The sequence below is a fragment of the Serratia sp. CY47280 genome (genome assembly GCF_052168655.1).
GTDB classification, from domain to species: domain Bacteria; phylum Pseudomonadota; class Gammaproteobacteria; order Enterobacterales; family Enterobacteriaceae; genus Serratia; species Serratia bockelmannii.
This window is the reverse complement of the sequence record NZ_JBJNMG010000001.1, coordinates 414506-440654: the sequence shown is the minus strand read 5'-3', so window position 1 is coordinate 440654 and position 26149 is coordinate 414506. Positions and strand designations below refer to the sequence as shown.

The 26149-nt window shown below is 59.8% G+C and carries 24 protein-coding genes; 11 read left to right on the top strand and 13 right to left on the bottom strand.

Going from position 1 to position 26149, the window contains the following annotated elements; genetic code table 11:
* The first annotated feature begins 5 nt into the window (after window positions 1-5).
* The 3 genes from osmW (at window position 6) to clcB (ending at window position 3219) form a co-directional block, all read left to right on the top strand.
* On the top strand, window positions 6-656 hold the full coding sequence (gene osmW / locus ACJ8J4_RS02240) for an osmoprotectant ABC transporter permease OsmW (RefSeq protein ID WP_015377782.1): 651 nt from the start codon (window positions 6-8) through the stop codon (window positions 654-656).
* Window positions 653-1792 carry an osmoprotectant ABC transporter ATP-binding protein OsmV gene (gene osmV / locus ACJ8J4_RS02235; protein WP_016927861.1) on the top strand — a complete coding sequence of 380 codons (1140 nt, stop codon included), beginning with the start codon at window positions 653-655 and terminating at the stop codon, window positions 1790-1792. The genes osmW and osmV overlap by 4 nt, the downstream gene beginning before the upstream one ends.
* A 125-nt stretch (window positions 1793-1917) precedes the next feature.
* On the top strand, window positions 1918-3219 hold the full coding sequence (gene clcB / locus ACJ8J4_RS02230; RefSeq protein WP_025302717.1) for a voltage-gated ClC-type chloride channel ClcB: 1302 nt from the start codon (window positions 1918-1920) through the stop codon (window positions 3217-3219).
* Here the strand turns inward: clcB and ACJ8J4_RS02225 are convergent.
* The gene (locus ACJ8J4_RS02225; RefSeq protein ID WP_043143268.1) at window positions 3216-3608 is read right to left on the bottom strand and encodes a helix-turn-helix domain-containing protein; all 393 of its coding nucleotides are present in this window, start codon (window positions 3606-3608) and stop codon (window positions 3216-3218) included. The genes clcB and ACJ8J4_RS02225 overlap by 4 nt on opposite strands.
* A gap of 69 nt (window positions 3609-3677) precedes the next feature.
* Here ACJ8J4_RS02225 and ACJ8J4_RS02220 point away from each other — a divergent pair, with 69 nt between their 5' ends.
* Window positions 3678-4172 carry a DUF2938 family protein gene (locus tag ACJ8J4_RS02220; protein ID WP_043143271.1) on the top strand — a complete coding sequence of 165 codons (495 nt, stop codon included), beginning with the start codon at window positions 3678-3680 and terminating at the stop codon, window positions 4170-4172.
* A gap of 5 nt (window positions 4173-4177) precedes the next feature.
* Here ACJ8J4_RS02220 and bioD read toward each other — a convergent pair whose 3' ends face one another.
* The 3 genes from bioD to ACJ8J4_RS02205 form a co-directional block, all read right to left on the bottom strand.
* A complete protein-coding gene (gene bioD / locus ACJ8J4_RS02215) occupies window positions 4178-4843 on the bottom strand; it encodes a dethiobiotin synthase (protein WP_025302714.1) in 666 nt (221 codons plus the stop codon).
* A gap of 144 nt (window positions 4844-4987) precedes the next feature.
* Entirely contained in the window at window positions 4988-6205 is a 1218-nt protein-coding gene (gene mlc, locus ACJ8J4_RS02210) for a sugar metabolism global transcriptional regulator Mlc (RefSeq protein WP_025302713.1), read from the bottom strand.
* 159 nt (window positions 6206-6364) lie between these two features.
* Window positions 6365-7255 carry a LysR substrate-binding domain-containing protein gene (locus ACJ8J4_RS02205; RefSeq protein WP_025302712.1) on the bottom strand — a complete coding sequence of 297 codons (891 nt, stop codon included), beginning with the start codon at window positions 7253-7255 and terminating at the stop codon, window positions 6365-6367.
* Window positions 7256-7402: 147 nt separating this feature from the next.
* On the opposite strand from ACJ8J4_RS02205, the gene ACJ8J4_RS02200 reads away from it, so the two are divergent.
* Window positions 7403-8671, top strand: a complete 1269-nt coding sequence (locus tag ACJ8J4_RS02200; protein WP_031300458.1) for an MFS transporter — start codon at window positions 7403-7405, stop codon at window positions 8669-8671.
* A 51-nt stretch (window positions 8672-8722) separates the two neighbouring features.
* Here the strand turns inward: ACJ8J4_RS02200 and ACJ8J4_RS02195 are convergent, their stop codons facing one another.
* A complete protein-coding gene (locus tag ACJ8J4_RS02195) occupies window positions 8723-10009 on the bottom strand; it encodes a family 10 glycosylhydrolase (protein WP_197835607.1) in 1287 nt (428 codons plus the stop codon).
* 126 nt (window positions 10010-10135) lie between these two features.
* Window positions 10136-11932 carry a glycoside hydrolase family 3 N-terminal domain-containing protein gene (locus ACJ8J4_RS02190; RefSeq protein WP_442515977.1) on the bottom strand — a complete coding sequence of 599 codons (1797 nt, stop codon included), beginning with the start codon at window positions 11930-11932 and terminating at the stop codon, window positions 10136-10138.
* A gap of 366 nt (window positions 11933-12298) precedes the next feature.
* Between ACJ8J4_RS02190 and tus the strand changes: the two genes are divergently transcribed.
* The gene (gene tus, locus ACJ8J4_RS02185; protein ID WP_099816806.1) at window positions 12299-13237 is read left to right on the top strand and encodes a DNA replication terminus site-binding protein; all 939 of its coding nucleotides are present in this window, start codon (window positions 12299-12301) and stop codon (window positions 13235-13237) included.
* Here tus and ACJ8J4_RS02180 read toward each other — a convergent pair.
* The 3 genes from ACJ8J4_RS02180 to ACJ8J4_RS02170 form a co-directional block, all read right to left on the bottom strand.
* Window positions 13227-13595: a VOC family protein gene (locus ACJ8J4_RS02180; RefSeq protein ID WP_028128189.1), complete on the bottom strand. Its 369-nt coding sequence runs from the start codon at window positions 13593-13595 to the stop codon at window positions 13227-13229. The two genes, tus and ACJ8J4_RS02180, sit on opposite strands and share 11 nt — an antisense overlap.
* 90 nt (window positions 13596-13685) lie before the next feature.
* Window positions 13686-14375 (bottom strand): helix-turn-helix transcriptional regulator, encoded by a 690-nt coding sequence (locus ACJ8J4_RS02175; protein WP_025302706.1) that lies wholly within the window; start codon window positions 14373-14375, stop codon window positions 13686-13688.
* Window position 14376: 1 nt separating this feature from the next.
* The gene (locus ACJ8J4_RS02170) at window positions 14377-15267 is read right to left on the bottom strand and encodes a LysR substrate-binding domain-containing protein (protein ID WP_442515976.1); all 891 of its coding nucleotides are present in this window, start codon (window positions 15265-15267) and stop codon (window positions 14377-14379) included.
* Between the two features lie 103 nt (window positions 15268-15370).
* On the opposite strand from ACJ8J4_RS02170, the gene ACJ8J4_RS02165 reads away from it, so the two are divergent.
* Window positions 15371-16036 carry a peroxiredoxin-like family protein gene (locus ACJ8J4_RS02165; RefSeq protein ID WP_049203490.1) on the top strand — a complete coding sequence of 222 codons (666 nt, stop codon included), beginning with the start codon at window positions 15371-15373 and terminating at the stop codon, window positions 16034-16036.
* 48 nt (window positions 16037-16084) lie between these two features.
* Here the strand turns inward: ACJ8J4_RS02165 and fumC are convergent, their stop codons facing one another.
* Both fumC and ACJ8J4_RS02155 read right to left on the bottom strand, forming a co-directional pair.
* Window positions 16085-17482: a class II fumarate hydratase gene (gene fumC, locus ACJ8J4_RS02160; protein ID WP_049203492.1), complete on the bottom strand. Its 1398-nt coding sequence runs from the start codon at window positions 17480-17482 to the stop codon at window positions 16085-16087.
* A gap of 230 nt (window positions 17483-17712) precedes the next feature.
* Window positions 17713-18048: a hypothetical protein gene (locus ACJ8J4_RS02155; RefSeq protein ID WP_169541210.1), complete on the bottom strand. Its 336-nt coding sequence runs from the start codon at window positions 18046-18048 to the stop codon at window positions 17713-17715.
* 476 nt (window positions 18049-18524) lie between these two features.
* Between ACJ8J4_RS02155 and manA the strand changes: the two genes are divergently transcribed.
* From manA to ACJ8J4_RS02140, 3 genes are all read left to right on the top strand, one after another.
* The gene (gene manA, locus ACJ8J4_RS02150; protein ID WP_025302701.1) at window positions 18525-19703 is read left to right on the top strand and encodes a mannose-6-phosphate isomerase; all 1179 of its coding nucleotides are present in this window, start codon (window positions 18525-18527) and stop codon (window positions 19701-19703) included.
* A 140-nt stretch (window positions 19704-19843) separates the two neighbouring features.
* Window positions 19844-21370, top strand: coding sequence for a YdgA family protein (locus tag ACJ8J4_RS02145; protein WP_197835562.1), 1527 nt, complete (start codon window positions 19844-19846; stop codon window positions 21368-21370).
* Window positions 21371-21448: 78 nt separating this feature from the next.
* Window positions 21449-22705, top strand: coding sequence for a hypothetical protein (locus tag ACJ8J4_RS02140; RefSeq protein ID WP_261456330.1), 1257 nt, complete (start codon window positions 21449-21451; stop codon window positions 22703-22705).
* A gap of 107 nt (window positions 22706-22812) precedes the next feature.
* Here ACJ8J4_RS02140 and ACJ8J4_RS02135 read toward each other — a convergent pair whose 3' ends face one another.
* The gene (locus ACJ8J4_RS02135) at window positions 22813-23970 is read right to left on the bottom strand and encodes a serine hydrolase domain-containing protein (protein ID WP_197821825.1); all 1158 of its coding nucleotides are present in this window, start codon (window positions 23968-23970) and stop codon (window positions 22813-22815) included.
* A 102-nt stretch (window positions 23971-24072) separates the two neighbouring features.
* Here ACJ8J4_RS02135 and ACJ8J4_RS02130 point away from each other — a divergent pair, with 102 nt between their 5' ends.
* The gene (locus ACJ8J4_RS02130) at window positions 24073-24978 is read left to right on the top strand and encodes a LysR family transcriptional regulator (protein WP_197821824.1); all 906 of its coding nucleotides are present in this window, start codon (window positions 24073-24075) and stop codon (window positions 24976-24978) included.
* Between the two features lie 29 nt (window positions 24979-25007).
* Here the strand turns inward: ACJ8J4_RS02130 and blaSRT are convergent, their stop codons facing one another.
* Window positions 25008-26144: an SRT/SST family class C beta-lactamase gene (gene blaSRT / locus ACJ8J4_RS02125; RefSeq protein WP_033640466.1), complete on the bottom strand. Its 1137-nt coding sequence runs from the start codon at window positions 26142-26144 to the stop codon at window positions 25008-25010.
* Window positions 26145-26149 lie beyond the last annotated feature (5 nt).

The following is a 26149-nucleotide window of genomic DNA, read 5'->3' as shown; positions in this document are numbered from 1 at the left end:
ACATGATGAATACCTTACTTTACGCCTGGCAAAACTGGGCCTATATCGCCGGATTGACGCTGGAACACCTGCTGCTGGTCGGCGTCGCCGTCGGCCTGGCGATCCTGATCGGCGTGCCGCTCGGCGTGCTGATTGTCCGCCACAAATGGTTGGCGACGCCGGTGCTGAGCCTGGCCACGCTGGTGCTGACCGTGCCCTCCATCGCCCTGTTCGGGCTGATGATCCCGCTGTTTTCCTTAATCGGCCACGGCATTGGCTACGTACCGGCGATCACCGCGGTGTTCCTCTACTCGCTGCTGCCGATCGTGCGCAATACCCACACCGCGCTCGACAACCTGCCCGGCGGGCTGCGCGAAGCCGGCCGCGGCATCGGCATGACGTTCTGGCAACGCCTGCGCTGGGTAGAGATCCCGGTGGCACTGCCGGTGATTTTCGGCGGCATTCGCACCGCCGTGGTGATGAATATCGGCGTGATGGCGATAGCCGCAGTGATCGGCGCCGGCGGCCTTGGCCTGCTGCTGCTCAACGGCATCAGCAGCAGCGACATCCGCCAGTTGATTACCGGCGCCGTGATGATCAGCCTGCTGGCGATCGTTCTCGATTGGTTATTGCACCGCTTGCAAATTGCGCTAACGCCCAAGGGGATCCGCTCATGATTAAATTGGAAAATCTGACCAAACAGTTCATGCAGAAGAACGGCACACCGTTCAACGCCGTCGACAACATCAATCTGGACGTGCCGGAAGGTGAAATCTGCGTGCTGCTCGGCCCTTCCGGCTGCGGCAAAACCACCACGCTGAAGATGATCAACCGCCTGATCGAACCCACCGGCGGCACCATTCTGATCAACGGCGAGGACACCAGCGCGCTGGATACCGTCAGCCTGCGCCGCAAAATCGGCTACGTCATCCAGCAGATCGGTCTGTTCCCCAACATGACCATCGAGGAGAACATCACCGTAGTGCCGCGCATGCTGGGTTGGGACAAAAAACGCTGCCACGATCGCGCCGAGGAGCTGATGAGCATGGTGGCGCTGGATCCCAAGCGCTTTTTGCACCGCTACCCGAAAGAGATGTCCGGCGGGCAGCAACAGCGCATCGGCGTGATCCGCGCGCTGGCCGCCGATCCGCCGGTGCTGCTGATGGATGAGCCCTTCGGCGCGGTAGACCCGATCAACCGCGAAACCATCCAGAACGAGTTTCTCGACATGCAGCGCCAGCTGAAAAAGACCGTGATGCTGGTCAGCCACGACATCGACGAAGCGCTGAAGCTCGGCGATCGCATCGCGGTGTTCCGCCAGGGCAAAATCGTGCAGAACGCCAGCGCCGATGAGCTGCTGGCGCGCCCGGCGAACGACTTCGTCGCGTCCTTTGTCGGCCAGGATCGCACGCTGAAGCGCCTGCTGTTGGTGCAGGCCGGCGACGTGGCCGATCAACAGGAAACGGTGACGGTGCGCCGGGAGACGCCGCTAGTGGAGGCGTTCGGTCTGATGGACGATATCGACGCCCGCTCGGTGACGGTGGTGGATGCCGACGGCAAACCGTTGGGATACGTCAAACGCCGTGAGGCGCGCGGCGCGCCCGGGGTCTGCGCCGACAGCCTGCACCGTTTCCGCGTCACCGCCCGTGCGGAGGAGAACCTGCGCGTGGTGCTGTCGAAACTGTACGAGCACAACACCTCCTGGATGCCGATCGTCGATGAAGACGGCCGCTACAGCGGCGAAATCTCGCAGGATTATATCGCCGACTACCTCAGCTCCGGCCGCACGCGCCGGGTGTTGACGCCGCAATAACCCCCGCCGGGGCGCTCGCCGCCCCGCCTATGCCGCAGTTTGCTAAAGATTCACTGGTCATCGGCCGGAGCGCCAAGCACAATGCGCTGATGACCCTTTGATTTTTCTCACGACGCCGCCCACGCATGAAAAGATTGGTCCACCTGCACCACTATCGCGCCCTGCTGCGCAGCCTGCTTATCGCCGTGTTTATCGGCGTCGCCGCCGCCCTGGCGGTGTGGCTGTTCCACCGTTCGATGATTGGCCTCGAGTGGCTGCTGCTCGGCAATGCCGACGGCAGCCTGGTGGCCGCCGCCGCCGCGCTGCCCGGCTGGCGACGTGCCCTGACGCCCGCGCTGGGCGGTCTGGCGGCGGGCCTGCTGCTGTATATTCACCAGCGCTACCGTCACCAGCGTCCGGCGGCGCCCACCGACTATATGGAAGCGATTGAGACCGGCAACGGCAAGCTGGATACCGGCGCCAGTCTGGTGAAGTGTCTGGCGTCGCTGCTGGTGGTGTCGAGCGGCAGCGCCATCGGCCGCGAAGGCGCGATGATCCTGCTTGCGGCGCTGGTGGGCTCGTTGTTTGCCCAGCGCTTTACGCACGAGAAAGAATGGAAACTGTGGGTGGCCTGCGCTGCCGCCGCCGGGATGGCCAGCGCCTATCATGCGCCGCTGGCGGGCAGCCTGTTTATCGCCGAGATCCTGTTCGGCACCCTGATGCTGGCCTCGCTCGGCCCGGTGGTGATCGCCGCAGTGAGCGCCCTGCTGATGACCAACCTGCTCAACGGCGGCCAGGCGCCGCTCTACCTGGTGACGCCGCTATCCGCCCCTCTGCCGACACAATACCTGCTGATGGCGCTGGTCGGCGTGGTGGCCGGCGCCGGCGGGCCGCTGTTTTTATGGCTGATGACCGCCACCGGCCGCGCGTTCCGATCGCTGCGGTTGAAGCCGCCGTTGCAGCTGGCGTTGGGCGGCCTGATCGTCGGGCTGCTTTCGCTGCTGTTCCCACAGGTGTGGGGCAACGGTTACAGCGTGGTACAGGCGCTGCTGATTGCGCCACCGGGGGTGTTGCTGCTGGGGGCGATCCTGGTATGTAAACTGTTGGCAATCCTTGCCAGCAGCGGGTCGGGCGCACCCGGCGGGGTCTTCACCCCGACGCTGTTCGTCGGCGCCGCGCTCGGCTCGATCATCGGTCAGCTGTTTGGCCTGTGGCCGGGCATGGATGCGGCGGTGCCGCTGCTGCTGGCGCTGACCGGCATGGCTACCCTGCTGGCCGCCACCACCCATGCGCCGATCATGGCGGCGCTGATGGTGTTTGAAATGACCGGCGAATACGCGCTGCTGCCCGGCATTCTGCTGGCCTGCGTGATCGCCACCACCGTGTCGCGCGGCCTGCGGCCGGTGTCGGTGTACCACACGGCGCCGCCGCCCAAACGCGAGGCTTAGAACTCACCCTGCTGCAATATTTTCCTGAACTGCGGGCACTGCAGGTGCTCGGGTTCAGGACAATCGACCATGTGCCGCAGCCCGTCGCGCACCTGCATCAGGCGCTGGATATGGCGATCAAGCTCATCCGCCCGCGCCGCCAGCAGCCCGCGATCGATCGCGATTTGGCCCCGTTCGTCAAACAAGGCACTCATCTCATCCAACGTAAAGCCGGCCAGGCGCGCGAGCGCAATCAGCCGCAGTTGATCGAGCACCCCGGCGGCGTATTGACGGCGCAAACCGTGGCGGCCTATCGACGCAATCAGCCCCTTTTTCTCGTAATGCCGCAGCGCAGAAGGCGCGACTCCGCTCAGGCGCGCCACCGCGCCGATATCCAGTTCTTTTGCCATTGACTTGAAGCCGACTTTAAGTTGCACACTGTGCGCACATTATCACGTCACTGAGTTAAGGACACCCGTATGACCCCCGATATGTTAGTGCGCATCCTGTTAACCGGCGCCGGCGCCACCCTCTGCATGGATTTGTGGGCGTTGCTGCTGAAGCGGCGCTTCGGCATCCCTTCCCTCGATTACGCGCTGGTGGGCCGCTGGTTTCTCGGCATGTTCGACGGCCGCTGGTTTCACGCCACCATCGTCACGGCGCCGCCGCGCCAGGGTGAGAGAAAAATCGGCTGGATACTGCACTACGCCATCGGCTTGGCGTTCGCCTTTATCCCGCTCGGTTTGGCGGGCATCGAGTGGTATGCGGCGCCGGAACCGCGCATCGCGCTGTTGAGCGGCTGGCTAAGCCTGGCGGCGCCGTTTCTGGTGATGCAGCCCGCGCTGGGCTTTGGCGTGGCGGCGGCGAAAACCGCCAATCCGCGCAGAGCGCGGCTCCTCAGCCTGCTCACCCACACGGTGTATGGGCTGGGCCTGCTGATCGCCGCCCGATTGTTGGCGACGTTCTGTGCCTGAATGGGCTACAGCAACGTGGAAATATCGAGGTAGTGCGCCAGTTCGCGCTGCTCCGCGCGCGGCAGATACGGAATTTCACCCAGCAGCGGCGCGGAAATGCGCTGCTGCAGCGCCGTGATGGTTTCGGCGTAGTGCGCCAACCCCGGATTGATGCGGTTGGCCACCCAGCCCAGCAGCGGCAGGCCGTCGTTGATGATCGACTGCGCGGTCAGCAGCGCGTGGCTGACGCAGCCCAGCTTGATGCCCACCACCAGCACCACCGGCAGTTGCTCCTGCACCACCCATTCGGCGTACGGGCGCAGATCGTTCATCAGCACGCGCCAGCCGCCGCTGCCCTCCACCACCACCGTATCGGCTTTGGCGGACAGATCCCGCAGGCCGCTGCTCATCAGGCCATAGTTGATATCCTCGGTCGCATGCGCGTGAAACACCTCATCCAGACAAGTGATGGGGTTGATCTCCTCGTAGGACAGCGGCAAGGTTGAAGATGCCTGCAACACCAAAGCGTCTTTATTGCGGATGCCCTCGCTGGTTTCCTGGCAGCGCGCGGCGATCGGCTTGTAGCCGGCCACTGAACGGCCTTCGGCGGCCAGCGCCTGCATCAACCCGCGGGAAACCACGGTTTTACCGACGTCGGTATCCGTGCCTGTCACAAATAAACGCTTCAACATGAATAAAATGCCCCAGAATGCCCCGTTAACAATGTGTCGCCGCATCGGCGGCGAAGAAGTCTTTCGGAAAAATTCTAGGGGATGCTGCCACGTAGGGGCTTGAGGTAGCTCAATCTTTTGCGGGATTAATAAGAAGTTCTGATGTTAGCCTTGCAGCAATTGCACCAGCAGCGAACCGTTGTACAGCGCCTCTTTCACCAGCGCGGCGCCGGGCATGGTGCCCTTATTGAAGAACTGCGTGGATTCGACCTTGACCTGCTCGCTGTAGGCCGGCAGCGCCTGCTGGCGAATGCAGGACGCGATGGCCGGGTGCAGGATCTCCGCCGCGCGGTTGAGCGGCGAGCCCACCAGGATCTTCTCCGGATTGAACAGGTTGACCATGATCGCCAGAATGCGCCCCACGCTGTGGCCGACGCCGAGAATGATGTCCCGCGCCAGCTGATCGCCCGCCAGCGCGGCGTCGCACAGCGATTCAACGGTCAGCGGCGCGCCGTGCAGGCTGGAGCTCATCGAACCGCTCAGCCGCTGCTGGGCGATCTCCAGGATGTTCTCGATGCTGGCTACGGTTTCAAGGCAGCCGTGGTTGCCGCAATAGCAGCGTTTGCCGTACGGATCGACCTGGGTGTGGCCGATCTCCACCACGCTGTGGCTGCCGGCGTGCAGCACGTGGCCGCCGGTGATCACCCCGGCGCCGACGTTGTGGTCGATCACCACCTGAATCACGTTCTGGCTACCGCGCGAGGCGCCATACAGCGCCTCGGCCATGGTCCAGGCGCTGATGTCATGCTGCAGGTAAACCGGCAGGCCGGTGCGGGTTTCCAGCGCCGGGCCGAGCGGCATCTCCAGCACGTCGTAAAACGGCATGCGGTGCACCACGCCGGACTGCACGTCGATCATGCCCGGCAGCGTGATGGCGATCGCCGTCAGTCGCTCCAGCTTGCTTTGGTGGCGGATAAAGAATTGGTCGACTTCGGTCAGGATGCGTTTCAGCAGCGGTTCAGGGTGTTCGGCCGCCAGCGGCAGCAACTCTTCCACCACCAGTTTGCTGCTGAGATCGCGCAGCGCCAGCGTGATGCTGCCGCGGCTGATACGGGCGGAAAGGTAATGCCAAGCCTCGGTGTCCAGCACCAGCCCCACCGCCGGGCGGCCCCGGCTGCCGATTTCCTGGTACTCGGTTTCCTTGACCAGATGGGCTTCCAGCAGTTCGCGCACGATCTTGGTGATGCTGGCGGGCGCCAGCTGTGCGCGTTTTGACAGTTCGATACGCGAAATCGGGCCCAGCTGATCGATTAGCCGATAAACCGCCCCCGCATTGGTCTGCTTGATTTGATCGATATGCCCAGGCTGCCCAACCGCAATCACAAACCGGCTCCTACTATTTTTCGCGCTTCTAAATAAAGACTAGGGGTTATGGTGGGGCTTTTGTCATACAGCGTCAACTATTTGATTCGTTATGTGATTTGCTGCACAAATTCCTCGCAATTTCAGCGCGAATTGATTTTTATTTGCCCAACCTCAACGTCATTTCAGCATCAACGCCATCAGCGCCTGCGCCGCGGCGGTCAGCGGCCGGCGGCGGTGATGAACCAGCCAAACTTCGGTGGTGGCGTCCGGCTCCGCCAGCGGCAAATAGCGCACGCCGTCCACCCGCACTCGGGCGAATGACGCTGGCAAAATCGACACCCCCAACCCGGCGGAGACCAGCCCGATGATGGTCATCGCTTCCCCCACTTCCTGGGTGATATAGGGAGTAATGCCGGCCTTGCTGAGCAGCAGCAGGATTTCGTCATACAGCGCGGTGCCCACTTCGCGCGAGAAGAACACGAACGGCTCCTGCGCCAGGTGTTGAAAACGCAGCGCGCCGCCGGGCGTTTCCGCCAGCGGATGCCCCTCCGGCACCACCGCCACCAGCGGTTCGCGCAGCAACAGCTGATAGTGCAGCGCTTCCGGCAGCCGCGTGTTGCGCATCACCCCCAGATCCAGCTCACCGTTCAGCAGCGGTTCGATCTGCTGTTTGGTGTTGATTTCGCGCATTTTGATATGCACCTGCGGGGACTGCTGACGAAAGGTGCGCAGGCTGCGCGCCACCACGCCGATAAAGGGCGCGGAAGAGGTAAAGCCGATGGTCATTTCCCCCAGTTCGCCACGATCCAGACGCGCCGCCTTTTCCGCCGCGCGCCCGACCTGATCGAGCACCTGGTAGGCTTCTTTGAGGAACATTTCCCCGGCCTGGGTCAAACTGACGTTGCGGTTGTTGCGCGCCAGCAGCCGCGCGCCGACCATCTCTTCCAGCGCCTGGATTTGCTGGCTGAGCGGTGGCTGGGAGATCCGCAACCGCTCGGCGGCACGGCCAAAATGCAGCTCTTCCGCCACGGCAATAAAGTAACGCAGGTGTCTCAGCTCGATATTCATATTTAAAACGTCTTAATTTGAATTATTAATATATTAGACAAAAAATTCGCCACTCCCTATCATTTTGTTATCTGCAAAGTGTCTGTTTATCTCCCCGAAGTTCGGTAAGGAAACGCTGTGACAACCCCTGTGCGTTCTGCGGCCGTGATGCCGTCGACGCTGGCCGCCAACGATGACGCGGCCGCTGCGCCAAAAGTAAAACGCTCCACCCTCAACAACAAACTCCCCTATATCGAACGCGGCACGCCGCAGTTTATGCGCGTAACGCTGGCGCTGTTTTCCGCCGGGCTGGCAACCTTCGCGCTGCTCTACTGCGTGCAGCCGATCCTGCCGGTGCTGTCGCAAGACTTCGGCGTATCGCCGGCGGAAAGCAGCCTGTCGCTTTCGGTCTCTACCGGCCTGCTGGCGATCGGCCTGATGTTCACCGGGCCGCTGTCAGACGCCATCGGCCGTAAATCGGTGATGGTGGTAGCGCTGCTGCTGGCGGCGGTCTGCACGCTGATCTGCGCCTTTATGACCAGTTGGCACGGCATTTTGCTGATGCGCGCGCTGATCGGCCTGTCGCTGAGCGGCGTGGCGGCGGTCGGCATGACCTATCTCAGCGAAGAGATCCATCCCAGCTTCGTCGCCTTCTCGATGGGGCTATACATCAGCGGCAACTCGATCGGCGGCATGAGCGGCCGCCTGGTGACCGGGGTATTGACCGACTTCTTCTCCTGGCGCGTATCGCTCGGGGTCATCGGCCTGTTCGCCCTCGCCGCCGCCTGCATGTTCTGGCGTATCCTGCCTGCCTCGCGGCATTTTCGCGCCAGCTCGCTGCGCCCGCGCACCCTGCTGATCAACTTCAAGCTGCATTGGCACGATAAGGGCCTGCCGCTGCTGTTCGCGGAAGGTTTCCTGCTGATGGGCAGCTTCGTCACCCTGTTCAACTATATCGGCTATCGCCTGCTGGCGGATCCTTACCACCTGAGCCAGGCGATTGTCGGCCTGCTGTCGGTGGTGTACCTCACCGGTTCCTACAGCTCGCCCAAGGCCGGCGCGCTCACCTCGCGCTTCGGACGTGGCCCGGTGCTGCTGGCGTCAATCGTGATTATGCTGATCGGGATCCTGATTACCGCGCTGCCGCAGGTGCCGGCGATCTTTATCGGCATGATGCTGTTCACCGCCGGTTTCTTCGCCGCCCACTCGGTGGCCAGCAGCTGGATTGGCCGCCGTGCGCGCCGCGCCAAAGGCCAGGCGTCGTCGCTGTATCTGTTCTGCTATTACGTCGGCTCCAGCGTGGCCGGCACCCTCGGCGGCGTGTTCTGGCACAGCTTCGGCTGGAATGGCGTAGCGGCGTTTATCAGCCTGATGCTGTTGCTGGCGCTGCTGGTGGTGCATTACCTGAAACGCCTGCCGGAAGCCGCTCGTCTTTGAAAAGAAAAAGCCGCGGCGATTTGCCGCGGCTCGTCCTGCCAGTGCCTGTGATTATTGACCGGTTTTCCAGCGGGTGCGCAGGTACTCCATGGCCTTATCCGTTTGCGGCTCGGTCAGATAGCGTTGCCGGAACAGGATGGTTCCCCCCATCCCCGGCAGGCTCTCGTTGAGATCCAACTGCCTTTTCAGCTCGGGAACGCCGCCATCGACGGTCCAGGCCGGCTCGCTGGCCGATGGCGTGCCCACTTTATACAGCGCCACCCCGGCATAGAGCCGAACCGGCGTGCCTTTCACCACCTCGGCCCACCAGTTGGCCAGCACGTCGTAGCGGACAATTTCACGATCAAAAGGCCAATACAGCTGTGGTGCGATATAGTCGAGCAGCCCCAGTTTTACCCACTGGCGCGTATCGGCATAGGCCGTATCGTACGATGGCGCCCCTGCCCGCGTCGCCGAGCCGGCAGGATCGTCCGCTTTGTTTCGCCATACGCCCGCCGGGCTGACGCCAAACGCAACCGCGGGTTTCAACGCTTTGACGGTGGCTGAAACCTGTTTTATCAATTGCAGCGTGTTGTCCCTGCGCCAGGCGGCTTTGTCTGCAAACCCTTTGCCGTAGGCGCGATACGTCTTCCCATCATCCAGCGGCGATTGCGGCGTTTCGTAATAGAAATAATCGTCAAATTGAATGCCATCGACATCATAGTTTTTGACTATTTCAGCCACCACGCCAGTGATCCAGTTGCGCACGTCGGGTAAGCCAGGATCGAGCACGAAGCGGTCGTTGGCCGTGCGGATCCAGTCAGGATGCAGCGCATAGACGCTGGCCGGTGGGGACTGCAACGTCTGATTAAGTGCATCAATCGTTTGCTGTCGGGTATTCATGGAAACCCGATAAGGGTTCAGCCAGGCATGCACTTTGATGCCGCGCCGGTGCGCTTCTTGCAGCATAAAGGCCAGCGGATCATAACCCGGATCCTGGCCCACGGTGCCGGTCAAGACCTCAGACCAAGGCAAGATCTCAGAACGCCACAGGGCCGTTCCGTCCGGTTTAACCTGAAAATACACCGTGTTAATCCCGGTTTTCACCATGTCGTCCAGCGCATCCGTCAGCCCCTGCTGCTGCAGGCGCACCCGCTCTTGCGCCGTTTCCGCTTTCAGGGAGGCCGCCGGCGGCCAGTCCAAGCCAATGACCGTGGCCAGCCAGATGCCCCGCATCGGTGTAACCGGCGGTGTCGGCTGTGCAGGTTTCTCCGGTTCGGGGGGCTTGGCGCATCCGCTCACGCCCAGCATGGCGGCCATCAACAGCCATCCGCCTAGTTTTGTTGCGCCTGTCGGCATAAATATTCTCCTTCCGTGAGTGACGGTTATCCCATGTCGTTTCGTGCAGAGCAAGAAACCGCCCGCTTTCTCAACGCGAGCAAGCTGCCGGCGTCGCCCTTTCTGACGACGCCGGTACTTGTCCCATTACCAGCTCAGCCCGGTCCCGCGAGGGAATGCGATCTTGTCCGTGTTGGTCTCCACATCGTAGTCATGCCAGGTGTTGACCGGCAGTTTTCCGTGCGGTGTGATTTTTCCCGTCAGCACCTGTGCCAGAGATATCATCGAGGGACCGCGCCACACGCCGCTGTCATACCCGTAGTAAGAATAGGTGGCGACGGCCGCCTCCACGTCTGCGGCATAGTTCACAATATCGTAAGGTGCGCGCAGTGAGAGGTGAACGCGCTTTTTCCCCTGTTCGGCGGCGTATTTCAACCAGCCCGGATAAGGGCTGCTGTCATTACTCGCTCCGGTTGCGGAGGTAATGACCCCATCCTGTTCAGCAGGCGTAAAGCGGGTCGAAAGCGTGCCGAGCAGGAACACGTCGCAATCGGCAATATGCGCCCTGACCTGAGCATCGCTCAGTTCCGTTTCCTTCGCGGCAACGACGTTCTGGTAGCCTTCCTGTGCCATCACGTTAGCGATGCCTTTGGCCTGCTCACCCCACGGGGTCAGGATAAAATAGCACAGCGCTTTGTCTTTCAACGGCAGCAGGCTGTGACGGTTGATAACCACGGTAATGGAGCGATCGGCAATGCGCTTTTCCAGCTTGTGTGCTGAGGACGAAACGCTGCTGGAACAAGAGGCTTCGCGATGCCCCATCAGGTGATGGCGTAATTTGAGGCGCAAAATGCGCTCGACCGAGGCATCGATATCAGCCTCGCTGAGATGCCCCGTTTTCACCCTTTCCGCAAGATAACGAATCAGGTCCGGCAGCAGGTTAGCCTGGGCCGGCGAAGCGATGCTGACAGGCATCAGGGCGATATCCACCCCGGCGGCAAAGACGTTTTCAGCCGCCCCCTGTTGGGTGAAGTGCTCAGCAATCGCGCCCATATCCAGCGCGTCTGAAATCGTTACGCCGGCATACCCCAACTCATTGCGCAGAATCTGTGTCTGAATTTCATGCGACATGGTGGCCGGCACCGTGATTTTATTACCGTTGCGGGTGTCGATCTGGCGGTTGTCCAGAGCCGGATACTGAATATGCGCGGTCATGACCATGTCCGGCGCCGCACAGCGGTCAATGGCCTGTTTGTAAGGCGCGATATCGATGGCAAACGCCTCTTCCCGCGTACGATCGACGCGCGGCAAACCGGTATGCGAGTCGGTGGAGGTGCTGCCATGGCCAGGGAAGTGTTTGTAAGCGGTGATCAGCCCTTGCTGCTTCATCCCCGCAACCATTTTCTCGGCCAGGCGGGACACGGTGTTCTTATCATCGCTGAAGGCGCGAACGTTAATCACCGGGTTGAACGGGTTGGTGTTGACGTCCACGACCGGGGCAAAGTTGGTGTTGATATGCAACGCGCGCATATCCTGGGCCATCAGTTTGCCTTGTTCAACGGCGAGCTGTTTATCCGCACCGCCCTCAATCGCCGCCGCCAGCGCCATATTGCCGGGAAATGAGGCGTAGTCGCCGCGCGGCAACCGGAAAACGTTACCGCCCTCGTTGTCCGTGCCAATAAACAGGCGAATGCCGGCGTGCGTTTTCATCGCGGCATACCAAGCCGTCAACGTGTTGATCTGCTGCTTGTCTTTCAGATTATTGGTAAACAGGATCACCCCGCCCACGTGGTTATCGGCGATCAGCTTGCCAATGGCTTCATCGGGAACGGTCATATCCTGATTGCTGCTACCGTTCCGATCCCAGTAGCGAAAATCCAGCATGATTTTTTGCCCGATCTTCTCTTCCAGCGTCATGTTTTTGACTTTCTGTTTAATATCCACAGTAAACCTCCTGTTAAAGCACCCGTTAATGACAGAAGAAAAGATAACCCCAAGGGCTCATAGCGTCCTGCCATTCTGTTTGTTCCAGCGATTGGACAACGGCAAACGAGAAATGGACTAAACAAAAAATAAACGAGCGGGAAAAAATTCATCCATGAATCAAAACCATAAGAAGACCAGGTTTATTTTCGACAATCACGCTTACCCGCATGTGTGGCAGACGAGCGAGAGAATTCCCCCTGCTACCCGCCCTATTTCCCCCTGGTAAGCCGGGCGGGCAGTTAAGCCGAGTATTTCCCCATCGCCGATGTTGCCCCCAGCCTGCTACTCTCCTATAGTATGTTGTAACTAAAATAGGAGCGTACGATGAGCAGATACGATGTGATTGGCCGAATGAATGCCTGCTTTGTCGAGCTAGAGCAGGCGCTGAGCGCATTGCAGCAGCAGATCACCCCGCTGCGCTTGCTGGCAGCGCGGGTGTTCAGCCTGCCGGAGGTTGAAAAAGGCCAGGAACATCAGGCTATCTCGCATATCGCGGTCGAACAGCACGTGGGACAAGCGGCGCGCGATCTGGCGCTGGAGCATTATCAGCGGCTGTTCATCCACCATAACCGGGAGAATGTCAGCAGCAAGGCCGCCGTGCGGCTGCCCGGCGTTATCTGTCTGGCGGTGGAGCAACCGGAGTATCAGGCGCTGCAGGCGCAGCTGGCGCTGATCAACCGCCTGAAGGGCGAACTGGAGCAGATTATCACCGTCGATTCCGGTCTGGCGCCGGAGCAGCGTTTCGAGTTCGTACACACCCATCTGCACGGGCTGATTACCCTCAGCGCCTACCGCACCCTCACCGCCCTGACCAACCCCGACTCGGTGCGCTTCGGCTGGGCCAACAAGCACATCATCAAAAACGTCAAGCGGGACGACATCCTGGCGCAGCTGGAGAAAAGCCTGAAAGCCGGCCGCGCGGTGCCGCCGCACAGCCGTGAACAGTGGGCCGCCCTGGTCAGCCGCGAAATAGACGATGTCAGCCGTCTGCCGCAGTACGCGACGCTGAAAATCAAGCGGCCGGTCAAAGTACAACCTATCGCCCGCGTGTGGTATCAGCAGCAGCAAAAGCAGGTGCAGCACCCCTGCCCGCTGCCGCTGATCGCCCTGTGTCAGGTAGAGAGCGGCGCCGCAGTGCCGAAGATTGGCGAGCTGCTCAACTACGACGTTGACGCGGTGAAACACCGTTACAAACCCGACGCCCGACCGCTGCGGCTGCTGGTGCCGCGCTTGCACCTGTATGCCGATGACGCTACTCGCTGAGGGCATATACTCGCAGGCGATGGCCGTCCGGATCCCGTGCGACGAAGGTGTAACCGAATTCCATCTCGGTCGGCGTTTGCTCGATAGGCAGCCCGAGTTCGCGCCACTGGTTATAGCGCGCTTCGACCTCTTGCGGATCCTGGCACAAGAAGCCCAGCTCACCGCCGCCGCCGGTCAACGTGGCAGCGGGTTTTACCCCCTGTTTGGCCCACATCCCCAGCTTGAAGCCGTTGTTGAGCACAAACAGGGCGAAGCCGGGAGAAAGCTCTACCGGCGCCTGTCCCAGTAAACGTTGATAAAAGGCGGCACTGTTCAGCGGATTGTCGACGTAAAGCAGGGTCATGCTGGGAAGGGTCATCGGTCTGTCCTCTGGATGATGGGAACCGGCCGGTTCCCGATAGGCACAGACTAAGGCGCGCGACTGACAGTTTATGGCAGCAGCGTGCCGCTATTGCTCCGCAATGCCCTCGCTGAGGCGCCACTCTTTCAGCAGCCGCCGCCGTCCGCGCGGATAGCGCGGTTCCAACGGCGTGGCGGCCTGGATGCGATCGAGGCGAAAATGACGAAAGGCCTGGCGCAGCTCGCACCAGGCGACCAACATCTGGAACTGGTCGAAAAAACCCAGTGCAAAGGGCCACAACAGGCGTTCGCTGCGCTGCCCCGCCAGGTCAAGATAGTCGATATGCAGCTTGCGCTCGCGGCGGATGGTGTCACGGATCAGCACCCGCAGCTCATCCGCCACCGGCGGCGCCTGAACCGGCGCTATCAACAGCGTGTTGGCCTCAAGCTCCTCCCGCAGTGCCGGCGGCAGCACGTCAGCGATCTTGGCCAGCGCCTGGCCCGCCGCACTCGCCAGCTGACTGTCGCCGTGGCGGCTGACCCAGCGCATCCCCAGCACCAGTGCTTCTGTCTCCGCCTGCGAGAACATCAGCGGCGGTAGCATGAAGCCGGGGCGCAGCACATAACCGACGCCCGCCTCGCCGGCGATCTCCGCCCCCTGCTGCTGCAGCGTGGCGATATCGCGGTACAGCGTGCGCATGCTGATGCCCAGCGTCTGCGCCAGCGCATGGCCCGCCACCGGATAACGGTGGCTGCGCAGCAGCTGCATCAGATCGAGTAAACGTTGTGCGCGCGACATATCACGGCTCCCTGCATAACGCGGTTTGGACAAAATCGGCAAAGGCCCGCGCCTTGGCCGAAACGAAATGGCCGCCGGGGAACACCGCCCACAGCGCCAGCGGCGGCAGTTGCCAGTCCGCTAAGGCCGCAATCGCCGCCCCGCTTTGCAGCTCGTTGCGAAACATGCCTTCGCTGGCGACGGTAGCACCGAAGTCCGCCATCACCAGCTCGCGCACGCACTCCGCCGCGTTGACCCGCATGCGCCCTGGCAGCCGCAGCGTGCGCTGTTCCTCTCCACGGCTGAAGCGCCACTGCTCGCCGCCGCCACGGTGATGGTAAATCACCATCTCATGCTGCAACAGATCTTCCGGCCGCTGCGGCATACCGGCAGCGGCAAAATAGCCGGGCGTGCCGATCACGCATTGCTTTACCTCACCCAGCTTGCGGGCGGTAAAGCCGGAATTCTCCAATTCGCCAATACACAGGGCAATATCGATGCCCTCTTCAATCAGCGACAAATTGCCGTCATCCAGCAGCAGATCGACGTTCAACCGCGGATTGGCGCGCATAAACGCCGTCAAATCAGGCAAGGGAACGATGCGGGCGAACACCGCCGCCGAAGCGACCCGAAGCCGGCCGCTCAGGGTCTCGCCAGCGCTCTGCACCAGCGCTTCGGTCTCCGCCAGCTCGTTAAGGATACGTCGGGTGCGTTGATACAGCTGCTGTCCCGCATCCGTCGGCTGCAGGCCGTGGGTCGAGCGCAGCATCAGGCGCGTGCCGAGCTGCTGTTCCAGCCGCGCCACCGCTTTTGAGACTGCCGGCTGCCCCACGTGCAGCCGCCGCGCTGCCGCGGTAAAGGAACCGCTCTCGTAAACGCAGGCATAGGTTTCGTAATCGGCAAATTTACCCATGACATTCCTTGATGGAATAACGGTTAGCATTTATTGCAGTCTACACGCGCCATTTAGGAATGGGCAAGATGAGCGCTCCCCCTCATTCCCATCAGGAGAACGCATGACACTGCAAGACAAACTCGATGCCTTCAAAGTGGCATTCGAAACCGACCAACTGCCGTTCAAACTCGCGGCGCAAGATCACGCGCTGATGCGTGAGGCGATCCAGGCGCAGATCGCGTCGGGCATTACCGAATGCGCGCTGACGGTCGGCGACGCCGCGCCCGGCTTTATCCTACCGGACAGCGAAAACCGGCCATGCTCTTCCGCGGCGCTGTTGGCGAAGGGCCCACTGGTCATCAGTTTCTATCGCGGGGTCTGGTGCCCTTACTGTACGCTCGATCTGCAGGCGCTGCAGGCCGCACTCCCCGCCATCACGCATCACGGCGCGCAGCTCGTGGCCATTTCACCGCAGAGCGCGGTGCATAACCGCCAGGCCGCGCGCGATCACGATCTCACCTTTCCGCTGCTCAGCGATGCAGGCAATCGCCTGGCGGCTCAATTCGGCCTGCGTTACCGCCTGCCGGACGCGCTGATCGCCCTGTATCAACAGCGGCTCGGCCTCGATCTGGCGCAGTTCAACCAGGATGACAGCTGGACGCTGCCGCTGCCGGCGCGGTTCGTCATTACTCCCGATGGCCGTATTGTCTACGCCGAAGCGCACGCCGATTACACCCGGCGGCCGGAGCCGCAGGCGCTGTTGTCGGTGCTGGAAGGATTAGCATGAAAAGACGGGGCGCAACCGCGCCCCGTTAAGAGATGGTGATGAACGCGGTTACTTCTGCATGCTGCCGACCATCGCCTCCGGCCGCACCCACTCATCGAACTGCGCTTCGGTCAGATAGCCGAGCTTCAGCGCCGCGGCTTTCAACGTCAGCCCTTCCTTGTGCGCTTTCTTGGCGATTTCCGCCGCTTTGTCATAACCGATATGGGTGTTGAGCGCCGTCACCAGCATCAGCGATTCATTCAGCAACTGGGTAATGCGATCGCGGTTCGGTTCGATGCCCACCGCGCAGTGCTCGTTGAAGCCCTGCATACCGTCGGCCAGCAGGCGGATCGACTGCAGGTAGTTGTGGATCACCATCGGGCGGAACACGTTCAGCTCGAAGTTGCCGGAAGCCCCGCCGATGTTCACCGCCACGTCGTTGCCCAGCACCTGCGCGCACAGCATGGTCATCGCTTCACACTGGGTCGGGTTGACTTTGCCCGGCATGATGGAGCTGCCCGGCTCGTTCTCCGGGATCGAGATCTCGCCGATGCCGCAGCGCGGGCCAGACGCCAGCCAGCGCACGTCGTTGGCGATCTTCATCAGCGAAGCCGCCAGCCCTTTCAGCGCGCCATGCCCTTGCACCAGCGCATCGCAGGTCGCCAGCGCTTCGAACTTGTTCGGCGCGGTGACGAACGGCTGATGGGTCAATTCCGCCAGCGCTTTAGCGACGCGCACCGCGTACTCCGGATGGGTATTCAGGCCGGTGCCGACCGCCGTGCCGCCCAGCGCCAGCTCGGCGATGTGCGGAATACTGCCCTCGATGTGTTTCAGATTGTGCGCCAGCATCGCCGCCCAGCCAGAGATTTCCTGCCCCAGGGTCAGCGGCGTGGCGTCCTGCAGGTGGGTGCGGCCGATTTTAACGATGTCGCGGTAGGCTTCGGCCTTGTCGCTCAGCGTCTTGTGCAGCACTTTCAGCTCGGGGATCAGGTGCTCGCGCAGCGCAATCACCGCCGCCACGTGCATCGCGGTGGGAAACACGTCGTTGGAGCTCTGGCTTTTATTGACGTCGTCGTTCGGATGCACCTTGCGCTCTTCACCGCGCACGCCGCCCAGTAGCTCGCTAGCGCGATTGGCCAACACTTCGTTCATGTTCATGTTGGTCTGGGTACCGGAGCCGGTTTGCCAGATGGACAGCGGGAACTGGTCAGCATGACGATCCGCCAGCACTTCGTCGGCGGCGTTGATGATGGCGGCACCCCGCTCGGCCGGCAGCAGCCCCAGATCCACGTTCACCTGCGCGGCGGCGCGCTTGGTCAACGCCAGCGCGTGGATCAGCGCGGTCGGCATCTTTTCGGAGGAAATACGGAAATGTGCCAACGAACGCTGGGTTTGCGCGCCCCACAGCTTGTCGGCCGCGACTTCGATGGGGCCCATAGAGTCTTTTTCGATACGAACGCCTGCCATCATGATCTCCTTAGCATAATTCCTAAAATTGTAGGGTTAGGCCGACGCGCTACCCCCCGTCGGCATGCACTCCCAGTATAGTGACATAATAACTATTCGCATTAAGAGAGTTATCTCACAGCACGTTTCATCTCTTTTACCCATCAATGACGCGGTTATTTTCCGCCGGTTAACCCGCGCCGAAATAAACGGCCGGAAATGAGTCCGGAGAATAAAAGTGTGGGTAGCCATTAACGCGGATGACGCGAATTAAAATTATTGATGCGTTGCGCCTGTAAATGATTGAGCTCATCGATACGTTGTTGCTGCAGATGATTGATTTCGTCATAGGCGTCCTGCCGTTCATTATGCCGATACGCCCCGGTCGCCACCGCGCCGGCGGTAAGTGCCAGCGGGTGCGCCACGGGTGCGATCGCGGTGGGAACCGCTACCGGCGCGGGTGCAACGACGATCGGTGCCGGCGCGATCACCACGGCGCGCGGAGCTGCGTAGGGATAGGCGACAATCACCGCCGCCTGAGCTGCGCCGGTGCAAAAGCCCAACAACAACAACAACAGTTTTTTCATGCAACAGACCTCTTGTTTCGTTAAATCGACTCGTTGGCCGTTACGGTAAAGGGGTCTGACGCGCCGGTTTAAGCTCGGCGTGTGATCGCCCGGCGCAGCGCGAAAATAATAATAAGGGAATGGCTCAGACGGTAAAAAATAAATTCAGCCGACATAGTTTGACATGTTGAAGAATAAATAATGACGCAGGATAAACGAGCTATCGGCAATAACCCATTCTCCCAAAGAATAATCTTGCGACGGATTTTCTGGGCCGCGTTGAGACCTGCGCACCAATTGAGACGCCGATCGTTATCACGCTATACTTTGGCCCCGTTGCCGGGCGCGACGTTATCCGGCGATGTTTTGATCGCGCCCATGATTTTTCCTGCCGACGCGAGGGTATGATGGTCGTCGGCATAGATTGAGTTAACCGTATAAAATCAGAAGGTTAATTGCCAATAGTGCGGCAATGACGTAGAAGGACGTTTATCGACATGCAAAAAATGACCAACGCGGTACAGAATTACGCTTGGGGCAGCCACGACGCGCTGACCCGTCTTTACGGCATCGCCAACCCGGATAATCAGCCGATGGCCGAACTGTGGATGGGCGCCCATCCCAAGAGCCCTTCCCGCGTGCCGGGCGCCGACGGTGAACTGCGTTCGCTGCGCGATCTGATCGACGAAGACCAGCCAAAACAGCTGGGCGCCAACGTCGCCAGCCGTTTTGGCGAGTTGCCGTTCCTGTTTAAAGTGCTGTGCGCCGATCAGCCGCTGTCGATCCAGGTCCACCCGAGCAAAGCGGCGGCCGAGGTCGGCTTCGCGAAAGAGAACGCCGCCGGCATCCCGCTGAGCGCCGCCGAACGCAACTACAAAGATCCCAATCACAAGCCCGAGCTGGTGTTCGCGCTGACGCCGTTCCTGGCGATGAACGGTTTTCGTGAATTGGCCGATATCGTTTCCCTGCTGCAACCTATCGCCGGCGCGCACCACGATATCGCCGCCTTCCTGCAGCAGCCGGACACCGCCCATCTGTCTACCCTGTTCGCCAGCCTGTTGACGATGAGCGGCGAGCAGAAGTCGCTGGCGCTCGGCGTGCTGAAAGCCGCGCTCAACAACCAGCAGGGTGAACCCTGGGATACCGTGCGGTTCATCGCCGGTTTCTATCCGGACGACAGCGGCCTGTTCTCACCGCTGCTGCTGAACGTGGTGCAGCTCGCGCCGGGCGAAGCGATGTTCCTGTATGCCGAAACGCCGCACGCCTACCTGAAAGGCGTGGCGCTGGAAGTGATGGCCAACTCGGATAACGTGCTGCGTGCCGGCCTGACGCCGAAATTTATCGACGTGCCCGAGCTGCTGGCCAACCTGCAGTTTCGCCCGCAGCCGGCTTCCGGCCTGCTGACCCAACCGGAGCGGCGCGGCAACGAGCTGTTCTTCCCGATCCCGGTGGAAGATTTCGCCTTCTCACTGCACGATTTGACCGCCGCGCCGCAGGCGCTGGCACAGCGGAGCGCGGCTATCGTGTTCTGCGTCAGCGGCGAAGCGACGCTGGAAAAATCCGGGCAGCGCCTGACGCTCAAACCGGGTGAATCCTGCTTTATCGGCGCCTTCGAATCCCCGGTCAACGTCAGCGGCAGCGGCCGCATCGCCCGGGTTTATAACCAACTGGCCTAACCGTTGATAAATTTCAGCAAATTGCTTGCTGAAAGCGAGAGCTGCCCCCACAATTAAACGCCTGCGGGCGTTTTTTGGCGGCCCCTATTTGCCCCTCCCACGCAACGGAGGGTGATAAGAAAAAAGGATGAAACAGAGCTATGAAAAAATCGTTAGTCGCTGTCAGCGTCATTGTCGTTCTTGGCGCAGCATGGACCGGGGCATCCTGGTACACCGGGAAACAGATCGAGCAGCACATGGGCGAAGTCGTCGACAACGCCAACGGCCAACTGAAAGCCTACCTGCCGAAAGCCGGCGTCAAGCTGAGCTATGAAAATTACCAGCGCGGCCTGTTCAGCAGTAAAGTGCGTTATGTGCTGCGTTCCGACGGCACGGATACCAGTGAAAACGCGGCGCTGAAAGCCGGTGAAGAAGTGGCGTTCCTGGAAACCATCGATCACGGTCCGTTCCCGTTCGCGCAGCTGAAAAAATTCAACCTGCTGCCGAGCATGGCGTCGGTGCATACCGAGCTGGAAAACACCCCGGCGGTGAAAGGCCTGTTTGAAACCACCAAAGGAAAATCGCTGTTTACCGCCGATTCGCGCATCTCGTACAGCGGCGATACCGCGTCCACCATCGACTTTATCCCACTGGACTACCAGAAGGATAAATCTTCGTTGAAATTCAGCGGCGCCACCATTGACGCCGACGTGTCCCGCGATCTGAAAAAATTCGCGCTGGACGCCAATAGCGACACTATCGTGTTCGCCAGCCCGAACGAATTCGGCCAAAACGAGCAGATCACCTTCCAGGGCTTCAACCTGAAAGGCAACAGCAACGAAAGCAAGTTCGGCGTGAAGCTCGGCGATCAGACGATGACCCTGAAACAGTTCAAACTGACGATCGACGGTAAAGACACCGTGGCGTTGGACGGTTTCAATCTGGTGAGCAAGTTCGGCGAGCAAGGCAGCAGCAACATCGGCGGCCAGATCGATTACACCATGGACGCGCTCAAGGTGCAGGGCAACGACTTCGGCGCCGGTAAACTGACGCTGAAAATCGACAACGTCGACGGCAAGGCGCTGAAAGACTTCTCCGACAGCTACAACCGCCAAACCATGGCGCTGCTGCAGCAGGGCGAGAACCTGGATCCGGACGTCTACGAACAGCAGACCTCCGAGATGCTGCAAAAGAACCTGCCGATGCTGCTGAAAGGCAACCCAAGCCTCAGCATCGCCCCGCTGAGCTGGAAAAACAGCAAGGGTGAGAGCCTCTTCACGCTGGATCTGGCGATGACCGATCCGAGCAAGGCCGCCTCCCCGGCACAGTCGCCGGATCAAGTGATCGCTCAGGCGGTTAAAAAGCTGGATCTCAGCCTGACCATTCCGGAAGCGATGGCCACCGAAGTGACCGCGAAGACCGCTCTGTTGCAGGGTTACAATGAGGAAGACGCGCAGAAACTGGCGCAGCAGCAAGTGCAGGGCCTGGCGGCCATGGGCCAGATGTTCAAGCTGACCACCCAGAAAGACGGCGTGATCGCGAGCAAGTTCCACTACGCTGACAATCAGGTTGACCTGAACGGCAACAAGATGTCGCTGCAGGAGTTCATCGGCCAGTTCGCCATGCTGGGCGCCCCGGCGGAAGACGCTGAACCGGCGCAGGAAGCGGAACCCGCTCCGGCACCGTAAATTATCAATATGGGGGCTATATAGCCCCCTATTACCTACTAACATAGATCTTTTAATATCTATTATCGAAGTAGAAAAATGGACACAAGAAAACAAATCAGAATAAAAAACTTAAAAAGAGATGACCTGCCAAAACTATGGCAAGAACTATCAGAACTAGAGTTTACAGAACTGATTGAAAGAAGCTCTCCAAAAGAAATATCATCGCTTTTCGGTCACATGAATTCACCGGCGATAGCAAAAGTCGCAAGTTATTTAAGCCAGAGTGCTTGGGATCACATAATTCAAACGGTACTCTCGAATACGATAAACAAAATATTAGCATCCTGCAACACAAAAACCATAAAAACCATACTAGAAAAGATTGATGCCGAACAACTAGCTTCACTAATAAATAAATGCAATCAAGTACAAAAAGAAAGATTATTAGATGAGGTTCCTGAAGATAAAAGAGAGAAAATCCCCTCTCGGAATCATGGTGCCAGTCGAACATCAAATAACATTACTGATTATTATTTATCGTCTGCTTTCGAAAACTCATTGAAAAGTAATATAATAGAAAGAATTAGAGATCTTGAAGAGAAGGAGTCTATTTTAGAGAAAAACTACAACATTAAAGAAAATAGAATAAAAGAGCGGTTAATTTTATCAGAGAAACAACTATCATCGATTGAACAAATGATATCCAGCAAAGAGGAGCAATATAAGGAAATTGAACTAAAACTTATTCAAAGGGAAGCGGAATTAAATAAAAAAATCAATGAATTAGAAGAAAAACAAAAGAAAATAGAACAAGAAAGACTGGAAGTAAAACTCCCAGAATATGTGGACACGGCTGTTAATGGCTTAATAAAAAAAGCGGGTTTTTTTGATGAAAAAGCCTGTTTGTGGAATATCCAAGGGGGGGTTGCCTTGTTGCTCGCTATAGGTTTTGCTGCCTTTGCCCTTATATATGGCAAAGGGAAGCTTGAAAATGTCTCTCAAGAAAGTATCAACTGGTTACTGGTTTCCTTCCTATTATTTAAAGGCCTCATCATTGTGACATTATTGTGCGCTTGGGCAAAGCATGCTTTCAATATAGCAAACGCTTATGTTCATGAGTCATTGAAAAGAAGCGATAGGATGCATGCCATCAACTTTGGGAAATTTTACTTGGAGGTTTACGGTAACAAAGTCAACCAAGCTGAAATGAAAGATATTTTTGAAAACTGGAACATCAATACAGATAGTGCATTTGCCAAAATTAAAGACTCTGACTTCACCCCAAAGCATATAGAGCAAGTATCTACACTAATAGACTCGATTAGAAAAATAAAGTTTCCTGACTCAAAATAAAACTCAACATTTCTAATGTTGGAGTGGAGTACATAAGCTGTACTCCATTATAAAATGCATAGATTGATAATCTGATAATACTTTTCGTTAAAACATTAGAGCATTATCTATAGAAGCGCATACAGCGCATCGCGGATCTGCTGCGGGTAGCGGCCGCACATGCCCTCAAACGCGGTGTTGGTCAGTATCACCACGCTCAGCTGCGCCTGTGGATCAAAGAACCAGCTGTGGCCGTAAACGCCGCCCCAGGTCAGGGTACCGGCATGCTGCGGCGTCTGCGCAGCGTCTGGATCCACCAGCAGCGCGCCGCCAAAGCCGAAGCCCCAGCCCGGCCCTTGCGTTTGCGCCTCGGCGCCGACGTGCGGGTGACGCAGCAACGCCACCGTATCCGGTTGCAACATGCCCTGCCCGCCGCTGCGCAGCGCCTCCACCAGCCGCAGCACGTCGTCGGCATCACCGACCATGCCCGCGCCGCCGGAGGGATAGGCTCCGACGTTAAGCGCGCGCGCCGGCGAGAACGTCACTTCTCCCCCCGCCATGCCTTCCGGCAAGGCGATCCGCAGGCCTTCATGCATGCGCCGCGGCCCTTGCGGCGTGTTGTAATACGGAGTCGCCAGGTTCACGGCGTCCGTCGCATGGAATGCGGTGTTGCCAAGCCCCAGCGGCCGCGCCACCCAGTCGACAAACAGCTGCGGCAGCGACATGCCCGTCACCCGCTCCAGCACCGCGCCAAGCACGTCGATCGCCAGTGAATAATTGAAGCGCTCTCCCGGTTCCGACAGCAATGGCGCCTGCGCCAACAGCCGCAGGTTTTGCTCCAGCGTCAGCGTCGACAGCTCCACGCCGTCCTGGATCCCCAACTGATGGTAAACGCCCGCCGGCGGTTGGTTCAGCCGATAGTCCAGACCGGCGGTATGGCTCAGCAAATGGCGGATCTTGATCGTCGGGCGGCGGCCATCCGCCAGCGCCGGGGTAAACCACGGCAGCCAATCGCTGACCGCATCGTCCAGGCTCAGTTTGCCCCGCTCAATCAGGCGCAGCGCCGCCAGCGTGGTATAGGGTTTGGAGACCGACGACAGCCGAAACTGCGTTTCCCGCCGCATCGGCCGGCGCGCTTCGCGGTCGGCATAGCCGGCCGCGCCAGCGTAACAAATCTCGCCCTGCCGCGCCACCAGCACCACGCTGCCCACGATGCGCCCTTCGGCCATCGCCTGTTGATCGATCGCCGCGATCCGTTCTGTTAACGCCTGTTGTGTTGCCGACATGATTTTCATCTCGCTGAGGGAAAGTAAAACCAGTCTAAAACGTTCGTCATAAATTAAAATAAGGCATAATTTAATGAATCATTAAGCACAGGTTATTAATAGATGAGTTCTCTCCTGCAACTGCTGCCCTATTTCGAAGCCGTGGCACGGCTGGGCAACTTTACCCGCGCGGCCAGCCAACTGGGCGTCACGCCGCCGGCGGTGTCGCAAAACATTCAGGCGCTGGAGAATCAGCTCGGAGTGAGGTTATTCCACCGCACCAGCCGCTCGGTGCGCCTCAGCGACGAGGGCCGGTTGTTCTATCAGAAGGTGTCGCCGGCCATGAGCCAGATCGACGTGGCGGCGGACGACGTGCGCGCCCTGGGCGCGCAGCCGGCGGGCCTGCTGCGCATTACGCTGCCGCAGCTGGCCGCTTCGCTGCTGGTGATGCCGCACCTGGCGGAATTTCAGCGACGCTATCCCGAAGTGCAGCTGGAGCTGTTTACCGAAGATCGCTTTTCCGATCTGGTGCTGGGCAGTTTCGATGCCGGCATTCGCATGCACGCGATGCTGCAAAAGGACATGATCGCCGTGCCAATCGACAACGGCCAGCGCCGGGTGCTGGTCGCCTCGCCCGACTATCTGGCGCGTTGCGGCGCGCCGGCCACGCCGGACGATCTGCTTGCGCACCATTGCCTGCGCTACCGTTTTCCCGGCAGCGGCAAATTGGAACCCTGGTATTTCAGTCGGCACGGCGATGAGCGGGCGCTGGACGTCATCGGCAGTTTGATCTTTAACGAAGATCGGCTGATCAAGGATGCGGCGTTGGCGGGGCTGGGTATCGCACAGCGTTTTCAGGGCACGGTGTTGCAGGAGCTGGCGCAGGGCGATCTGGTGGAAGTGCTGCCGGAGTATGCCAGCGAGGCATCGGGATTTTTCATCTACTTTCCCGCCGGCAGGCATCTGCCGCTCAAGCTGCGCGCCTTTATCGACTTCATGCGCGAGCGGCGAGATCGACAGCACCGGTAACAGGGGCGCCCCGACGGCGCCCCCCACGATCAGCGCTTATCCAACGCTTGCACGATGCGGTAAGCCGCCTCGACCCGATCGTCGTTCGGGAACCATTTGTTGGCCAGCATCACCACGGCGATATTCTTCGCCGGGATAAACACCGCGTAGGTGGAGAAACCGCCGGTAGAGCCGGTTTTGTTATACCAGCCGGCGCGCAATTCCGGCTGCGGCGGCGTGATGGCGGTAGCCGGCGTGCCGTTCATGATCATCCCGGCGTTGTTGCCCTCGATCAAACGAGACAATTTCACCGGGTACGGGTAGTTCTCCCACATCAGATCCTGCGTGAACGCGCCCGCCTTGTAATAACCGACGTGCGTCGCGGTCAGCGCCTCGCGCCACGGCTGCGCGACCTTCACCTGCTGCAGGTTGGCGTCCAGATAGCGAATCAGATCGCGAGCGTTGGACTTGATGCCGTAAGACTCGGCGTCCAGCGGGCCGGGATTGACCCGCACCGGCTTATCGTCCTTGTTGTAGCCCTGCGCATAGTTGGCCATCTGCGCCGCCGGCACCTGAACGTAGGTGTGGCGCATGCCCAACGCCGGCAGCATCCCCTGCTCCATCGCCTGGGTAAACGGCTGGTCGAGGCTCTTGGCGGCGATCATGCCCAGCATGCCGATGCCGAGGTTGGAATAGACGCGGTAGCTGCCCGCCGGATGTTTCGGCTGCCAGGCCCGGTAGTAGGCCATCAGTTGGGCGTTGTCGGTCACGTCGTCCGGCACGAACAGCGGCAGGCCGGAGGTATGCGTCGCCAGATTCAGCAGGCTGACGCCGTCGAAGGCGCTGCCGCGCAGCTCGGGCAGGTAGCGGCTGGCCGGATCGTTGAACGACAGCTTGCCCTGCTGCTGCGCATAGACCGCCAGCGTCGCGGTGAAGGTTTTGCTCAGCGAGCCCACTTCGAACAGCGTCTGCTCGGTGATCGGTTTGCCGGTCTGCTTCGAGGCGACGCCATACGGGTAAATCTGCTGTTTGCCGTCGACCGACACGGCGATCGCCATGCCCGGCACGCCATATTTTTTCATCAGCGGCTGAATAACGGCGTCGATATCCTGCTGCTGCGCGGCGTGCGCGGTCGGCAAGATCAGTGCGGCGATCAGCGCGGCCGCCAGGCGGTTCATTTTCGTCATGATAG

Excerpts from the sequence above, each read along its gene's own strand:
- osmW (WP_015377782.1), top strand. The coding sequence starts at position 6 with ATGAATACCTTACTTTACGCCTGGCAAAACTGGGCCTATATCGCCGGA.
- osmV (WP_016927861.1), top strand. The coding sequence starts at position 653 with ATGATTAAATTGGAAAATCTGACCAAACAGTTCATGCAGAAGAACGGC.
- clcB (WP_025302717.1), top strand. The coding sequence starts at position 1,918 with ATGAAAAGATTGGTCCACCTGCACCACTATCGCGCCCTGCTGCGCAGC.
- ACJ8J4_RS02225 (WP_043143268.1), bottom strand. The coding sequence starts at position 3,608 with ATGGCAAAAGAACTGGATATCGGCGCGGTGGCGCGCCTGAGCGGAGTC.
- ACJ8J4_RS02220 (WP_043143271.1), top strand. The coding sequence starts at position 3,678 with ATGACCCCCGATATGTTAGTGCGCATCCTGTTAACCGGCGCCGGCGCC.
- bioD (WP_025302714.1), bottom strand. The coding sequence starts at position 4,843 with ATGTTGAAGCGTTTATTTGTGACAGGCACGGATACCGACGTCGGTAAA.
- ACJ8J4_RS02205 (WP_025302712.1), bottom strand. The coding sequence starts at position 7,255 with ATGAATATCGAGCTGAGACACCTGCGTTACTTTATTGCCGTGGCGGAA.
- ACJ8J4_RS02200 (WP_031300458.1), top strand. The coding sequence starts at position 7,403 with ATGCCGTCGACGCTGGCCGCCAACGATGACGCGGCCGCTGCGCCAAAA.
- ACJ8J4_RS02195 (WP_197835607.1), bottom strand. The coding sequence starts at position 10,009 with ATGCCGACAGGCGCAACAAAACTAGGCGGATGGCTGTTGATGGCCGCC.
- tus (WP_099816806.1), top strand. The coding sequence starts at position 12,299 with ATGAGCAGATACGATGTGATTGGCCGAATGAATGCCTGCTTTGTCGAG.
- ACJ8J4_RS02180 (WP_028128189.1), bottom strand. The coding sequence starts at position 13,595 with ATGACCCTTCCCAGCATGACCCTGCTTTACGTCGACAATCCGCTGAAC.
- ACJ8J4_RS02175 (WP_025302706.1), bottom strand. The coding sequence starts at position 14,375 with ATGTCGCGCGCACAACGTTTACTCGATCTGATGCAGCTGCTGCGCAGC.
- ACJ8J4_RS02170 (WP_442515976.1), bottom strand. The coding sequence starts at position 15,267 with ATGGGTAAATTTGCCGATTACGAAACCTATGCCTGCGTTTACGAGAGC.
- ACJ8J4_RS02165 (WP_049203490.1), top strand. The coding sequence starts at position 15,371 with ATGACACTGCAAGACAAACTCGATGCCTTCAAAGTGGCATTCGAAACC.
- fumC (WP_049203492.1), bottom strand. The coding sequence starts at position 17,482 with ATGGCAGGCGTTCGTATCGAAAAAGACTCTATGGGCCCCATCGAAGTC.
- ACJ8J4_RS02155 (WP_169541210.1), bottom strand. The coding sequence starts at position 18,048 with ATGAAAAAACTGTTGTTGTTGTTGTTGGGCTTTTGCACCGGCGCAGCT.
- manA (WP_025302701.1), top strand. The coding sequence starts at position 18,525 with ATGCAAAAAATGACCAACGCGGTACAGAATTACGCTTGGGGCAGCCAC.
- ACJ8J4_RS02145 (WP_197835562.1), top strand. The coding sequence starts at position 19,844 with ATGAAAAAATCGTTAGTCGCTGTCAGCGTCATTGTCGTTCTTGGCGCA.
- ACJ8J4_RS02140 (WP_261456330.1), top strand. The coding sequence starts at position 21,449 with ATGGACACAAGAAAACAAATCAGAATAAAAAACTTAAAAAGAGATGAC.
- ACJ8J4_RS02135 (WP_197821825.1), bottom strand. The coding sequence starts at position 23,970 with ATGTCGGCAACACAACAGGCGTTAACAGAACGGATCGCGGCGATCGAT.
- ACJ8J4_RS02130 (WP_197821824.1), top strand. The coding sequence starts at position 24,073 with ATGAGTTCTCTCCTGCAACTGCTGCCCTATTTCGAAGCCGTGGCACGG.
- blaSRT (WP_033640466.1), bottom strand. The coding sequence starts at position 26,144 with ATGACGAAAATGAACCGCCTGGCGGCCGCGCTGATCGCCGCACTGATC.